The sequence below is a fragment of the Thalassobacterium maritimum genome (assembly GCF_031127805.1).
GTDB classification, from domain to species: Bacteria; Verrucomicrobiota; Verrucomicrobiia; order Opitutales; family Coraliomargaritaceae; genus Thalassobacterium; species Thalassobacterium maritimum.
In genome coordinates, this window is the sequence record NZ_JARXHW010000070.1 from 1 (window position 1) to 15035 (window position 15035).

13 protein-coding genes, 1 tRNA gene and 1 pseudogene are annotated in these 15035 nt (G+C 52.2%); 3 read left to right on the forward strand and 12 right to left on the reverse strand.

What is annotated here, in order from left to right:
* Positions 1-77 (forward strand) — tRNA-Asp (locus tag QEH52_RS18025).
* 69 nt (positions 78-146) lie between these two features.
* Here QEH52_RS18025 and QEH52_RS18030 read toward each other — a convergent pair.
* The 7 genes and pseudogenes from QEH52_RS18030 to QEH52_RS18060 all read right to left on the reverse strand — a co-directional run.
* On the reverse strand, positions 147-665 hold the full coding sequence (locus QEH52_RS18030) for a DUF3347 domain-containing protein (protein ID WP_308952349.1): 519 nt from the start codon (positions 663-665) through the stop codon (positions 147-149).
* A 104-nt stretch (positions 666-769) separates the two neighbouring features.
* Positions 770-4537: an efflux RND transporter permease subunit gene (locus QEH52_RS18035; RefSeq protein WP_308952350.1), complete on the reverse strand. Its 3768-nt coding sequence runs from the start codon at positions 4535-4537 to the stop codon at positions 770-772.
* The gene (locus QEH52_RS18040) at positions 4527-6473 is read right to left on the reverse strand and encodes a heavy metal-binding domain-containing protein (protein WP_308952351.1); all 1947 of its coding nucleotides are present in this window, start codon (positions 6471-6473) and stop codon (positions 4527-4529) included. The genes QEH52_RS18035 and QEH52_RS18040 overlap by 11 nt, the downstream gene beginning before the upstream one ends.
* Positions 6466-7803, reverse strand: a complete 1338-nt coding sequence (locus tag QEH52_RS18045) for a TolC family protein (protein WP_308952352.1) — start codon at positions 7801-7803, stop codon at positions 6466-6468. The genes QEH52_RS18040 and QEH52_RS18045 overlap by 8 nt, the downstream gene beginning before the upstream one ends.
* Positions 7804-8221: 418 nt before the next feature.
* Complete coding sequence (locus tag QEH52_RS18050) at positions 8222-8602, reverse strand: type II toxin-antitoxin system death-on-curing family toxin (protein ID WP_308952353.1); 381 nt, start codon at positions 8600-8602, stop codon at positions 8222-8224.
* Positions 8602-8790 (reverse strand): hypothetical protein, encoded by a 189-nt coding sequence (locus QEH52_RS18055; protein WP_308952354.1) that lies wholly within the window; start codon positions 8788-8790, stop codon positions 8602-8604. Before QEH52_RS18055 ends, QEH52_RS18050 begins: the two co-directional genes overlap by 1 nt.
* Before the next feature lie 31 nt (positions 8791-8821).
* Positions 8822-8992, reverse strand: a pseudogene (locus QEH52_RS18060) (tyrosine-type recombinase/integrase); the annotation flags it as partial.
* Positions 8993-9456: 464 nt separating this feature from the next.
* Here QEH52_RS18060 and relB point away from each other — a divergent pair.
* Complete coding sequence (gene relB, locus QEH52_RS18065) at positions 9457-9663, forward strand: type II toxin-antitoxin system RelB family antitoxin (RefSeq protein ID WP_308952355.1); 207 nt, start codon at positions 9457-9459, stop codon at positions 9661-9663.
* A 52-nt stretch (positions 9664-9715) separates the two neighbouring features.
* The gene (locus QEH52_RS18070) at positions 9716-9913 is read left to right on the forward strand and encodes a type II toxin-antitoxin system RelE family toxin (protein ID WP_308952356.1); all 198 of its coding nucleotides are present in this window, start codon (positions 9716-9718) and stop codon (positions 9911-9913) included.
* Here the strand turns inward: QEH52_RS18070 and QEH52_RS18075 are convergent.
* The 5 genes from QEH52_RS18075 to QEH52_RS18095 form a co-directional block, all read right to left on the reverse strand.
* Positions 9904-10116 (reverse strand): tyrosine-type recombinase/integrase, encoded by a 213-nt coding sequence (locus QEH52_RS18075; protein WP_308952357.1) that lies wholly within the window; start codon positions 10114-10116, stop codon positions 9904-9906. The two genes, QEH52_RS18070 and QEH52_RS18075, sit on opposite strands and share 10 nt — an antisense overlap.
* A gap of 300 nt (positions 10117-10416) precedes the next feature.
* Positions 10417-11394, reverse strand: a complete 978-nt coding sequence (locus tag QEH52_RS18080; RefSeq protein WP_308952358.1) for a transposase — start codon at positions 11392-11394, stop codon at positions 10417-10419.
* Positions 11395-12505: 1111 nt separating this feature from the next.
* Complete coding sequence (locus QEH52_RS18085; protein WP_308952359.1) at positions 12506-13246, reverse strand: MauE/DoxX family redox-associated membrane protein; 741 nt, start codon at positions 13244-13246, stop codon at positions 12506-12508.
* A gap of 116 nt (positions 13247-13362) precedes the next feature.
* Positions 13363-13947 (reverse strand): RNA polymerase sigma factor, encoded by a 585-nt coding sequence (locus QEH52_RS18090; protein WP_308952360.1) that lies wholly within the window; start codon positions 13945-13947, stop codon positions 13363-13365.
* Between the two features lie 8 nt (positions 13948-13955).
* Positions 13956-14432 (reverse strand): periplasmic heavy metal sensor, encoded by a 477-nt coding sequence (locus QEH52_RS18095; protein ID WP_308952361.1) that lies wholly within the window; start codon positions 14430-14432, stop codon positions 13956-13958.
* Positions 14433-15035: the final 603 nt, after the last annotated feature.

Below are 15035 nucleotides of genomic sequence, written 5' to 3' on the forward strand. Positions count from 1 at the left end.
GGGGTAGTAGCTCAGTTGGTTAGAGCGCCTGCCTGTCACGCAGGAGGCCGCGAGTTCAAGTCTCGTCTATCCCGCCATTTGGCGGCGAATCTCTTCGGAGGTTCGCCGCTTTTTTGTGAATTTACAGCTCGGTCGAGCAGAGACTTTCACTCGTGCGAATGGTCCGGGCTTCCTGCGATTTGCTTTTGAATACTTCCGCAGCGAAACATCATGGAGCCGTAGTATGGATTGGCTACTTTTTCGTCGGACTGAACCCACTCCCCACCTTTGCCATCAAATGCCATGGGGCAAAAGGCGGTAAACATAGGACTGTCCTTCGTCACGCCGACATGCTCAATGAACGCGATCATTTGCCGGGAGCTCTCGAGAAAGGCTGTTCGTGCGACTTTGATGTCGGACGCGGCGGCAATCCTTTTTACGGGTGCTCTCAGCGCAACTGCTTCTTGGTGGGCTTCACCTGCGTGGGGTGCTGGTTCCATCGCCTGAAGAAAGGCTTTGGCACCGACTTGCGCGGCCTCCAGGTCATCCCCCGCCAGCGCTTTTTGAATGCTGAGATATGGGTCGACGACTGTATCCACGAATTGTGGTTTGAAGGCATCACTGTGTGCTTGCAGTATGGATACACTGATAAGAAGCCCGAGGGCGAGTTGTAGTATTTTGTTCATGTTTATATTTTATTTTGGTTTTATTTTGTAGGGGCTTCACTTGTGAAGACCGCAGTCGCTCGGTGCTATGATACGGCGGTCTTCATAAATGAAGCCCCTACGTTCTAATTGCGTTTTAGGCGGTGTTCGATCTCCGCTAGCCCACAATAAAGCACGGGCACGACGAAAATGGTGATGATGGCCAGCAACATACCGCCAAAGGATGGGATGGCCATGGGCACCATGATATCGGAACCTCGCCCGACCGAAGTGAGCACTGGCAGCAGGGCCAAAATAGTGGTGGCACTGGTCATCATCGCCGGCCGGACGCGGCGGTCGCCTGCTTCGACTGTCGCAGCCCGGATTTCTTCGATTGCCTTCGGATTCTTCTCTCGGAAGATTTGCTGCAGGTAGGTGCAAACAATGACACCATTATCCGTCGCAATACCGAAGAGTGCGAGGAAGCCGACCCACACAGCGACACTCAAGTTTATGGTGCCCATTTGAAAGAGCGCTCGAATATTGTGACCGAAGAGATCTATATTGAGGAACCAGGGCTGTCCATAAAGCCAGAGCATGATGAAACCACCTGACCACGCAAAGAGGATGCCGGAGAACACGAGGATCGTCGTTGAAATACGCTTGAACTGGAAATAGAGGATGAGCCAGATCGCGAAGAGTGCAATCGGTAGCACCACGCGTAGTTTCTTCTCGGCACGCACCTGATTCTCATAGCTACCTGTAAACTTATAACTCACCCCAGCAGGGATATTCAGCTCACCGCTTTCGATCTTCTGCTGTAGGAATTCTTGAGCCTGTTCGACGACTTCGACTTCGGCATAAGCGTCTTGCTTGTCGAAGATGACGTAACCGACCAGAAAGGTGTCCTCACTTTTAATCACTTGAGGCCCACGGATGTAATTCAGTGTGGCCAACTCACGCAGCGGTATTTGAGTGCCGTCGGGAGCCGCGACTAAAATACTTTCGATCGACTCGATGTTGTCGCGGAGTTCACGCATGTAGCGCACACGCACGGGGTAACGTTCACGGCCTTCGACCGTCTGGGTGATGGGTTTACCGCCGACGGCAACTTCGATCACGTCTTGCACCATCTTGATCTTGATGCCGTAGCGAGCGATGGCGTCGCGATCGATATCGATTTCCAGATGTGGTTTACCGACGATACGGTCGGCCAGCACGGCTTCGGCTTTGATCGAGGGCACTTGCTTTAAGAAAGCTTCCACATCCAGCGCCACCTTCTCCAGCGTCTCCAAATCGGGGCCATAGACCTTGAGCCCCATGGGGGCCCGCATGCCACTTTGTAACATCACGATACGAGCCGCAATCGGTTGGAGTTTAGGTGCGGAAGTCGTCCCTGGTATTTGTGCGGCTTTGACGATCTCGTCCCAGATGTCGTCCGGGCTTTTAATTTCGTCACGCCACTGGCGGAAGGGGCGACCGTCCTCATCGAGGATCAGTTCGTCGTTTGCATCGCGCTGAAACTCGTCCTGCGATGCATCATAGGCAAAGCTCAGTATACGACCGTCATCGTCGGTCATATACTCCGACTTATATCTGATGATCGTCTCGATCATTGAGATCGGAGCCGGATCGAGTGGGCTTTCCACCCGGCCGAGCTTACCGACGGCGCTTTCAACTTCAGGGATCGCATTGATCGCCATATCCTGCTTGCTCAACACGTCCATGACTTCGCCAATGGACGCGTGCGGCATCGTAGTCGGCATGAGCAGGTAAGAGCCCTCATCGAGATCCGGCATAAACTCTTTCCCCAATCCAGGCACGGCGTGTGCCATCTTAACGTAGGGCTTTGAGTTTTGGACAGATTCGGGCAACCACCCGAAGAGAGATCCGAAACCGAGCCAAACGGCAAAACCAAACACGATAATCAACGCACTAAAGCCAAGAAAGAGCATCTTAAGGCGCAGCAAAAACGCCAAAATGCGGGCATAGAATCGAATGAAGATATAGAAGAATCCCAGCAGCCCTCCCACCGTAATCAGGACGAAAAGAATATTGTGCAAATGCTGCTCAGGCCCGAGTGGTTTCCAGTCGGCTGCGAGCCAAAACGCGACCAGTATCGCGACGACGAAATTGAAGCTAAACAATGTCCCGCGCTGGACCTTCTCGGGCATTTTGGGACTGCTCAAATGGAATGCCGCCGTGGCCACGGCCAACACGCCCAACCACCAGGGAAACCAACTGACAAAGATGGCCGCCAAGAGGCCGATGACTCCAATGCTGCCCCACAGCCCAAGCTTGGCCAGATGCGATTTATAACGACCCGCGATAAACCAGTGTGCCAAGGGTGGAATAATCGTCAGGGCGACGACAATCGAGCCAATCAGGGCGAAGGTCTTGGTGTAAGCCAAGGGGCGAAACAATTTCCCCTCCGCGGCCTCCATGGTGAAGACCGGCAGGAAACTAATCACCGTCGTCAACACTGCGGTGACCACCGCACTGGCAACCTCCGTGCAGGCGCGATAGACGACTTCCAGCCGACTTTCCTCAGGCGGCGCATCGTCGAGGTGCTTGAGTATATTTTCGATGAGAACCACGCCCATATCGACAATCGTGCCAATGGCGATCGCGATGCCGGAAAGCGCCACGACGTTGGCATCCACGCCAAAGAGTTTCATACCGATGAAGGAAAAAAGCACCGCCAGCGGGAGCACTCCGGAAATAAGCGAAGCACTGCGCAAGTGCATCACCATCAGCACGACGACGATAATGGTGACCAGTATCTGCTGGCGAACGGCATCTTCGAGAGTGCCTAAGGTTTCGTAAATGAGCCCAGTGCGGTCATAGAACGGGACGATCTCCACTTGACTCACGGTTCCGTCCGCAAGCGTCTTCTTAGGCAAGCCGGACGAAATCTCTGTAATCTTTTCTTTGATACCTTTGATCACCGCCAGCGGATTCTCTCCATAACGGGTGACGACGACGCCCCCGACGGCCTCCGCTCCGGCCTTGTCGAGCGCACCACGCCGTAGCGCAGGCCCGTATTCGATTTCAGCGACTTGTTCGAGTGTGATCGGCACATGATTGCGCTGCGTAATCACGGTCTTACGCAGATCGTCCAAATTCTCAATAAAACCGAGTCCACGAATCACGTATTCGACCGAATTGATCTCAATCGTTCGCGCTCCGACATCCAAATTACTGCCGCGCACGGCATCAAAGACCTCATGCAGCGCGATATTATACGTCCGCAAGGCATCCGGATCGACGTCGACTTGATACTCCTTGACGTAACCACCGATGGAGGCGACTTCCGCCACCCCATCCACGCCTTGAAGTGCGTAGCGCACATACCAATCCTGAGTGCTGCGCAGCTCGTCCAAGTCCCATCCTCCCGTTGGCTCCCCATCGGGGCTCATACCTTCAAGTGTATACCAGAAGACTTGTCCGAGTGCAGTGGCATCCGGCCCCAGTTGCGGCGAGACCCCTTGCGGCAAACTGCCAGACGGAAGGCTGTTCAACTTTTCCAGGATACGGCTACGGGTCCAGTAGAACTCGGCATCGTCTTTGAAGATGATATAGATCGAAGAGAAGCCGAACATCGAATAACTGCGGATCGTCTTGACCTCGGGCAGGCCAAGGAGCGCCGTCGTCATCGGATACGTGATCTGATCTTCGATATCCTGCGGTGAGCGCCCCATCCATTCGGTGAAAACAATTTGTTGGTTTTCACCAATGTCGGGAATCGCGTCGACTGGCACAGGGTCACGCGGGAGTAGATCCGACTCCCAGTCGAAGGGCGCCACAGCGATGCCCCACAAGACCAATACGACCGTGAAGAGAATGACGACCAGTTTGTTTTCTAAGCAGAAACGAATCAGGCCGTTGATTGGATTCGATGAATTATTGGCCATGGTTTTCGTGTCCGCTTTCACTTGCTGTAATCGTTTCTTTAACTTCGCCACACTGGAGCATCATGGCTCCGAAGTATGGGTTCTGTAGCGACTTACTGGCTTGTAGCCAATCCGCGCCCTGATTGTCCTTTGCCATGGAGCAATTCATAATATAAAAGTCGCGATCGAAGGACGCAGGGTCAGCCTTCGCGGCGGCAATGAGTGCATTCGAAAGCGTATCAAAATATGGGATACGAAAGGCATCGAGCGTTTCTGCCGCCAGCATATCATGCAGCAGAGCCGCAAGGTCCCCGCTGTGGCCCGTGACTTCCATCATCGCTTTAGCCTGTGCTTTGGCCAAAGCGAGATCGTCCCCGGCGAGGGCGGACTGCATCGCGAGATAAGGCTCCACCAACTGTGGTACAAGGTCGCCTGCAATCTCAAGCATAGCCATGCCGCCATGTTGCGAGTGGTCGGTTTGGCCCCCAGCAGCTGCAGGTGCTGCAACAGCGGCTTCACCGCCATGATTATGACCTGCTGTGGGACCACCGCCTTGAGGGTTCATCATACTGGGTTTGGCTTGAATTTGCAGCGCACTGTCGATCTTGAAGGCTCCGTTAGTGACAACCCGCTCCCCTGCATCGAGCCCGGCAGCAACAAGAAAATAATCCCCTGCCCGAGGTCCTAGGACGACTTCTCGGCCCTCATAAGTCGGCCGTTCTGCATTGGGTTTTTCTACGTAAACAACAGCGCGTTTCCCCGTGCGCAGAACCGCAGAGCTCGGAACGATAATCGGTGCGTTTTCTGCAGCATTGTCCACGTAGCCGAGCTCCTCTGCGCGAACCAGATCCATGCCGCAAACATCACACTGCCCAGGGCCGTCCTTAACGATTTCCGGATGCATCGGGCTAATCCATTTGCCCGCCATATCGGGCGCGTAGACCTTGCCCCCTTCCGCTAAACGAGATGCCACGATGGCACGCACAAACATTCCCGGCTTTAGTTTGGAATCAGGGTTCGGCACGTTGACACGGATCGGCACCGTGCGTGTCTTCCGGTTCACTTCCGGCTCAATAAAGGCCACTTGCCCGTGAAAGATTTCACCTGGAATCGCTTCCACGGAAAAGGAGACGTCCTGACCGTAGCGGAGCCAAGGCAGGTCCGATTCGTAGGCATCCAGATACGCCCAAAGACGGCTTAAGTCCACGATCTTAAACAGTGACTCACCGGTTTTTACGTAATCGCCTTCCTTCACATGCTTAGCCACCACAACACCGCCGATGGGTGCTTTCAGGATAAAATGATCTTTCGCTTCGCCGCTCTCAAGAATGGCGTCGATCTGCTCGGGAACGAGATCCCACAGCCGAAGCTTTTCGCGGGCTGCGCGGGTGATCGAGCTGTTCGGATCGGCGCGATAGGAGGTCAGTAGTTCACGCTGAGCGGAAAGTAGATCTGGACTATACACCTTGGCCAGGTGATCCCCTTTAGCGACAGGTATGCCCGTATAGTTGACAAACAATTCGTCGATCCGAGCGGGGAAACGAGCGGTCAGCGATTTCTCCAGTGTTTCATCGTAGTCGAGTTTCCCGACCAAGCGAATTTCAGCTTCCGGATAGTCTTGGACGACGGCGCTTGTTTGAATCTCCGCCAAGGCGCGGGAACTTTCGCTCATACTCATGGTGCGCGGTCCATCATCCGCGCCCGAATCATTTTCCAACGGGATTAAGTCCATGCCGCAGATAGGACAGTCGCCCGGCTCGGCTTGCTGAATTTGCGGGTGCATCGAGCAAGTCCAAATCGTCGGCTCGGCGGCTTCCGCCGTCTGCGCAGATGCCGCGCCCCCGGCAGCATGCTGATGGCTCTCGTGGCTGGACTGTGTCAGTCGCCCCACTCCGATACCAATGATGAGAGCGGCCACTGCAGTGCCAGTTATAGTAAAAATTAATTGCTTATTCATTCTCATCAGTTGCGTAAAAAGTGCCCAAGATGGGTTGGTTGGCCAAAGTTTGGATGACGACGCGTTGTTGCGAAGCATCCGCAGCGGCCCGCCAATAGAGCAGCTGCAAATCCAGTAAGGATCGCTCACTGTCGATCAGCTCCAAGATGCCAGTGCGTCCGTTTTGATAACTCTCGCGTGTATTTTCGACCGCCTGCTCAGCCAGTCCCAACAGTTCTTCACCATAGAGTGTCAGCCTGCGGTTGGCATCTGCTAAAAGAGCCAGACTCGCGCTCAACTCCCCACGAAGTGCATTGTAGCGGTTCTCATATTCATGTTCCGATGAACGTTTGCTGGCCAGCGCTTCCTCCTTGGCCGCATCATATTTGCCAAACCAAATAGGGATATTGACGGCAACCGTCACACCCCATGGATCGTTCCCCGCATCCGGAGTCGTGGGGTTCACTTCAGGGTCTCCGATTTGGATATAATTAATGCCCAAAGTAATATCTGGATAGCTCTCCAAACGGGCGATTTCACGGCGGGCTTCCGCACTCGCGACTTTGCGTTTCAGCATTTGCAACTCAGGGTTACTCGCGCGGATCGCTTGAACCAATGCAGGCCCATTTAAAGATACCGGCTTAGGTGCTTCCCATTCGGGCCATGCCAACAGCGAAGTTTCGGGTAGCGCCAACAGTTCACTTAACTGGGCCGATTGGGCCACACGTTTTTGAGTGAGCGACTGTAGCCGGTCGTCAATTTTACCGATCTCCACTTTAAGACGCAGCAAGGCGTTGATCTCTCCCCCGGCACGGACTTTCTCTTCAACAACGGGTTCCAACTCGCGCAGCAAATCCCGATTCTCGCGAGTCAGGCGAATCGCCTCCTCAGTATAGCCGTACTCGTAGAACCCTAGTGAAACAGTACGCGCAAGCATCAGATGCTGACTCTGATAGGCATACCAAAGCGCCTCCGCATCGGCAGAGGCCGCCGCTTCACGACTGCTCAATTTACCAAACCACGGAATGCGCTGACTCAACATCAGGACATTTTCCTGAGGGCCCGTCCGCGTCTGCACCGACTCCACAAAACTCGTGATTTGAAACATCGGATCTGGCAGCGCGGACACCTGTGGGATGCGCTGCATGGCCGCTTCGTAGCGTCGTTCAAAAGCTTTGAGCTGTGGATTCGCGATTTGCGCCTGCCTCAAGTAGTCTTCCAACGAAACCAAGGATTGAGCCTGGGGAGGCTCGCTTGCATCAGAAGCCTGCAAAACAGGCGCAGCGATGGCACACGCCACCACTGCTCCAATGCGAGTAACCGCACAGTATTTACGAAATATTTGCTTCATCTTATGCGCTCTTAAACGCATAAGAACTCAGAAACCCTCAAATTTTTAGAGGAAATTATTCTTCACAGGATACAGCGTTTAACCCACCCTCTTCTTGAATCGTATCTCTCGATGGCCAACGACCTGATCAGCATCATAATATCTGAAGCCATAAAAGAACATACCCGACGCGGTTTCGTCGTAGCCGTGCCCGTTTTCTCGGCGCGGCCACTGGCCTGAGAGCCGATTTGCTGGGCGCGATTTCCCGTTTTCGCCAAAAAAATTCCCGACGCGGTTTTTCAAACCGAGTGCGGGAGTTTCGGGGGCAAAGTTTACGTTCAGGGCGACCATGATAACGGCCTCAAAAGTGAACGCGGCCACCGCTCAAAGCAAAACCTTTTCCTGCGACCGATCCAACGCAAAGGCGGCTAAAGATAAATTAGGCGGTGAGCTCACGCAGCAAAGCTGCCACTCCTGCACGATCCATTTCGCCGGTCGCGACAGCAATCAGTGCTTCGTGGATACGCATCGAGTCGCCGGTAATCGGATAGCCGTTTGCGTCGAGGAACACGATTGCGGAAGCGGCTCCCGTGCGTTTGTTGCCATCAAGGAAGGCCTGAGCCTGTGCGATATGCACGCAATAAGCCGCAGCCATATCGAACAAGTCGCCCTGATCGTAATAGAAGATATTCTTCGGATGATGAACGGCGGATTCAAAGGCGTTACGGTCACGCAAACCTTCGCTGCCGCCGAAGCGTTGCAGTGACATGGTATGCAACTTCTCAACGTCTTCGACGCGCAAAAAGAGAGGTTCGTCCATTACTGAGCGAGCTTTTCAAACAAAGGCGCATGCTCACGGAACACTTTGTCTGCGGTCTTTTCGACAACAGCGCTGTCGATGTAACGAACCTGCTTCGTGCCCTTGAGTGCTTCCACGAACTCAACGACCTTCCCCTTTTCGTTTTCGGGAAGACGTGCGATTTCCTGGATGATTTCTGCTGCGTTCATGTTGCTTAACATGGCTATATTTCGGGATTCTTCAAGCTTGAAGATCCGATGATGGATGCGTTCTTGCGTGGACTTCACGAAGCGCTCTGATCGCCACTTCCGTATAAATCTGCGTGGTGTCGAACCGTGCGTGTCCAAGTAGTTGCTGTATCAAGCGGATGTCCGCGCCGTTCTCAAGCATGCGCGTCGCGCAGCTGTGGCGGAATAAGTGGAAGCCTTAAAGGGGCATTCCGGAATGGCACGGACTTAAGCGGTTCGGGCGGTCAGAACGTAGGGGCGCGACTTGTCACGCCCGCATCAGCCAAGTCGCTCGGAGGCTTGATTCCATGCGGCGTGCCACAAGTGACAGCCCTACGTTTTACACGCATCCCCACTTGCTAATATTCTCGATAAAGCTGCTTAAGTCAGTGCCACTAAGTAAAAGACTGATTAGTCTACCATCTCTGGAGCCTACACTGAAATATAGTGCCGTATGCCCATATATATCTTTCGCATTCACATTTACACTTTTCCCTAAAAAATATTCGGCTGCGTGTCGATTTTGACCGAGGTAAAGTTTTTGTTCAGGGCGACCATGATTGAAGGTCGCTAAAGCTAGAGACGGAAGGCGGCTAAAGGAAGGAAACCCGCTTGCCATACGCGTATATCGGCGCAATATTTACGGGTATGTTAGCCATTCGTTTAGATCAGGAAGTCGAGAGCCGTCTGGAGCAACTCGCAAAGAAGACCGGACGCACCAAGACTTACTACGCACGGGAAGCCATCCTCGAACACCTTGAGGACATGGAGGATTACTATCTGGCCGTCGAGGCCCTCCAAAACCCGGGCAAGCTTTACAGCGCAGACGAAGCTAAACGTAAGCTGGAATTATAAGATTTCAGAGCGCGCCCTGAAGCAGCTCAAGAAGCTGGATAAACAGGCTGCTGTGCAGATTATCGCCTATCTCGACGAGCGTATATCAGGGACGGAAGACCCACGCCAATCAGGCAAACAGCTCAAAGGCGAGTTGAACAACGTCTGGCGTTATCGCAGCGACAATTACCGCATTCTATGCCAGCTTCAAGACAAGGTCTTTATTGTGCTGGTGCTCGAAGCCGGACACCGCAAAGACATCTACAAGTAAGCGTTCGGGTGGGTCTTGTTGTAGACCTCGCGCAAGTATTGGATGCTCACTTCGGTGTAAATCTGGGTCGTGTCGAGCCGGGCATGTCCGAGCATTTGCTGGATGCTTCGCAAGTCCGCGCCGTTCTCCATAATGTGCGTGGCGCAGCTGTGCCGTAGCAAGTGACACGCGCCTTTCTTTTGGATCCCTGCCGCTTTAAGCATCCAATTTCAAAAGGGGGCATTTCGTAAATTCATAAATAAAATCCTGATACTCTTTGGTCTTACCCAGTTTGACCTTATCCAGACTTCCGACATGTATGCTTACGGCCTGAGGGACTCCCATGTTCAGTTCTCGAGCGATCCACACATTCGTCACGGAACTGCGCTGCTTCAACATGCTCGCGATCCAAACTTTCCAGCATGCAGATTTTCGATCATTCGTGATATTGGCAATCTCCTTGCCCAAGATCTTCCGACTGCCACAGGGTCGCGACTGCCACAGGGTCCGCGACTGCCACAGGGTCAGTCCACGTTTTCTTGATTAACAAGAATCCTCCAAGGCGTTTCTGCCTGATGAGTCTGCTTTCGGTGGCGACTGATTTGACTACTCAATGAGTTGGGAGTGCCCATAGACAGGTTCTCACTCAACCATCCATTCGGTACTAAATGTTGCTCTCTCAGATAGCGTGCGAGAGCGACTTTCCAAAGAGCTCCTTTTTTGTCCGAAATCAGATCCTTCGGAGTCTTCCCCAAATGCTTCAAATTCTTTTTGACGAGACTCTCCCAAAATGGCTCACGCATTCCCTTCGCTTCCGATTCCACCACCCGCTTGAACGATTCCTCGGCATGGTCTTTGAGAATCGATTTCTTAAATTCGACACTTCCTTTAGCCCAACCACGGCACATCTCTTCAAAGCCCATTCGCGTTTGCTCCGAATCATCACTACACAACCAGCCGAGGTAGTCGCGATACAATCGACGACCACGCGGCGTATCCGCCAACCCACCGGCGGCGTCCAGGCAGCATTCAAAGTCGCTAAAGCTCCAGCGTTTCTTCATATGCCAAAGCTGGCTAAAACTAGATGCCTCGTATTTTTGTAAATCTGCAACATCCACCAGACCGGCTCGAACCGGATTCAGATGAATATAATGAGCCACCGGGCCTATCGCATCAGCATCCAAAAGAATTGCCTGATAACGCCCCTGGAAAACATGCCCATGGGCTTTACGAAAACGATTGAAACGGTTCGCGAAAGTGCTCTGTAGCCACTTCATCCCTTCGACTAGATTCGGTTCGGGTGTCTCAATCAGTAGATGATAATGATTACTCATTAAGCACCAACTGTGAAGCCGCCAACCCATCGCCCGACAACACATACTTAAGCATTCTAGGAAACTCACACGAGCTCCGGCGGATTCGAAAATCCAACTACGATAGTTCCCGCGGTTGATCACATGATAGAATGCGCCTGCATATTCGATCCGGACTTTGCGTGCCATTCTCAATGGCATAAACTAACAACATGGAACCATCAACAGTAAACCAAGAAAACGTGGACTGACCCCGTCGTTTGCCCAACAGGATTTTATGTGGAGTTTCCGTAGGCTGGTTGTTTGAGCACTGGAACAGTGCGAGCCAGCCGATAAACGGAAATTGCGCATAAAATCAGTTGGGCGGGGAGAACGGCTAAATCTGCAAAATTAGGAGGCGCGCGCAGGCGGCGCAGCGGAGGGACGGACGGCTTGGAAGTTGGACTTTCAGACGACTGTTGCGCAGTTGTCGAGTTGATCGGAAGCGGCTAAGATTGAAAGGAAGGCGATTGCAATAATTACGGAATGACCTCGTCGGGTTCCCATGAAAGTCAAAAAAACATGATAAATTGGACTGCCCCCATCAGGTCCTTGTGCTATTTTTTACCGATGCCGATGTTTTCGTGCCGCCTCTTACGGTAAAATAATTCACTTAATATTAATACAAATACACACAAACCAACGACTTCAAGACTCCATATCGAAAATGAGTTTACAGATAAAAAGATGATTCCAAATAAGAAATAAAGAATAAATTTCACCATTTATAAATTTGTTTTCTTGCCGTTAATAGTGTCGTAGGCATACAAACGCTCTGATTCCTTGGGAATCTGCGGTTTTGATTCTGTTGCTAAAAAGTAAGCCATCGACGCTTACTTATATGTGGTTTTTGATGTTACGCGACAAGCCTTCTTTAGATTCTCTTTTGGTAGGATGAGTTTTGATCGATGGTAAAATTCGTTCGATGCTAAACGGATCATTACCTTCGACAGGCTCAGGTCAGGCAGTATAACGATCCAGATCTAAAGGTTAAATGGCAGGGCACGATATCCCCATAGCCCGCGATATAGAAGCGTGCTGGCGATTGCTCCTTGTAAACCAATTTCTTATACCCATTCGAAAAAAGTTTGGCCCTAATAGATATGTCTTTTGTAAGCTCGGTTCTCGGAACCGGGGCGATGCCCCCTCCCCCACGTCGGATGTTTGCGCCGATCCATTAGAATCAACTTTGCCACTTTAGTGTTACCTATGTCCTTGTGCCTAAGACTATGGTATAGATTCGATTTATCTGCACAGGAAATTAAGCAAGACTCTTGATCATCATCCAGACCGCCATCGCCATCATCATAAAATTTTCGGTCAATGAAATGAAGCCCAGTGGCACGTCGCTGCCGCCCCCGACACAGGCGCACTTCAAATCACGCTTTTCGATGTAGACTGCCTTGATGATCGAGATCGCACCAATTGTCGTGGCGACCAAGACAATCGGTGCCACCACCCATGTGAGCCAGCCGGCGATCATCAGGATACCGCCAATGGTTTCGATGTAAGCGTAGATGGCCGCATAGGGCACGTAGTGGCGAGCCAGCAGATCGTATTGGACGAAACCGTTTTCGTAAGACTGCACATCACGCAATTTCTGAATGCCGAGTGCACACATACTAAACGCGATAAATAGCTCTGCCACGCGAATGAGCTCGAGTGCTCCAAGCGAAACCCAAGTCGTCGCCAAGGCCATGCCGAGTGCGACTGCGAAAATGGCGACAACCGGTCGATAAGTCGTCCCCTCTTTCGGATCAGGGCCGAGCCCGAGCTGTTCGCGTAGCGCGTCGTAGCCGCCGATGTGCTCGCCCTCGATATAGATTTGTGGCGTCTCATCCACAGCGTGTTCTTCTTTATACTGCTTGTTGGCATCCATCGACTCAAGGTGTTGGTCGTCCACCTCATAACCATTACGTTTCAATAAATCCAAAGCTTTGATACCCCAAGGGCACAAGTGGTCGGGCGTGACCATTCGGTAAATTGTCGCTTTCTTCTCCATAAGTCTGGTTCAGTTAGAATTAATGATCGTGCGTCCGGCATGATTCACACGGCTTCCACGCTGCAAATCGCAAGGGAAGTAGCCTGATTAGACGGCCCCTGTCATGGACTCAGGAATCATGCCAATAGATCCGACAATTTTTCGCGTAATAATTTCCGCGCGCGATAGATTCTGGTTTCCACCGTCTTACGGCTGGTCTGCAGCACCTCCGCACAGGCATCGTATGAGTTTTCCTCCAAGACGCAAAAGATGAAAGGAAACTTCAGCTTATGAGGCAGCGCAAAGATCGCCGCGTTTACCTTGGAGAGCGATTCGCGGGAGACCGCAGCTTCTCCGGGATTAATCAGGCTTGAGGCAATTGTATCCCCTCGCTGAATATTTGTGCGATCGTCGAGGTCGACATCCAGCGACAAGTCGCCCTGACGTTTACGATTTCGTCGGATAAAATCCCGACACAAGTTACCCGCTATCGCAAAGATCCAAGTGATCACCTTGGCATTGGGACGAAAGCGACTCGCATTCTGATACACTCGGAAAAAAGTTTGCTCTGTCAGCTCGGCCGCATCGGCCTCATTATTGACATAGCGATAGACAAAGCGAAACAGCGCCTCCCGGTGCCGCGACATCAATTCCCTGAGCCCCGCTTCGTCTCCTGATTGGATTTTTTGCAATGACGCGTAGTCTGCATCTTTTACAGCCATTCACACAATCACTCCGGCTGACTCAGTGCTTGCACCGCAAGTTCACGTAGCTTGTCCTGCTTCTGAGGCGGCAATACGCTCAACATGTCATAATAGTGCTGAATCGATAACTCCTGCAGCTGTCCATGCACCTCATGTATGCGATGAATTGCCCTGTCGACTGCGGGCACATATTCGTCGCTTTCAACGAGGATTTGACGCAAGTTCGCAATCCTCGCGTCGAACTCCCGGGTTAATTCATCCCGCTCTTGATGATACTGCCCCTCAAAAGAATCAATCGCGGCCCGCTCCTGCGCGGTCAGCTCCAGCGCCTCATGTAGCCACTGGTGCCCTTCCGACATATCATTGCGCCAGCCGGCGGAGCCGTTCGTAAGGGATCTCGTCACGAAGACAGATAAGCCCACGCATAGCACAACGAATAGTAAAGCAATGACACCCAGTGACAAAATACGCTTCACCCACAAAGATCGATGGTTTGGAGACATGTAGCTATCGTTCGAAATTAAGAATAGATGTTTTATTAAAAACCCCAAAATCCAGCGAGTCTGCCGCCAAGTCCCTCGTTTCCGCAGCACGAAGCGTCGTAGAAGTCATCTGAACACTCGAAAAGACACTCAACACCGCAACTAGAGCCACAAAGCCCAGACTCGCGGCCTTCCGCGGTAGCAAGGCTAAAATCCAGCCGAACGCGCTAACATCCTCAGCAGGACTCTCTGCCATTCGCAGGCGTCGCATCACATTCGCCTCCAGGTTGGCCGGACAGCTCGGCAGGCTCCGCGACCGCTCTGCACGGATCAAATTTTCAAATTCACGATGGTTCATAGCCTGTTAAACGCATCATCTTCTAAAATCCCTCATTTATTTGCAATATTTTTGAGAACTCCCATCCAATACTAGATAGTTCAGTAGCACTGAACAGGCCTATTTTTCATCACCGAAACCTTAGCTAAAAATAATTTTCATTTTCTCTGAAACATCGCTTGACATCAGGATTTCGATTTCTACTGTCCGTGCTTTCCCAACTTTTTGGGGTAGTAGCTCAGTTGGTTAGAGCGCCTGCCTGTCACGCAGGAGGCCGCGAGTTCAAG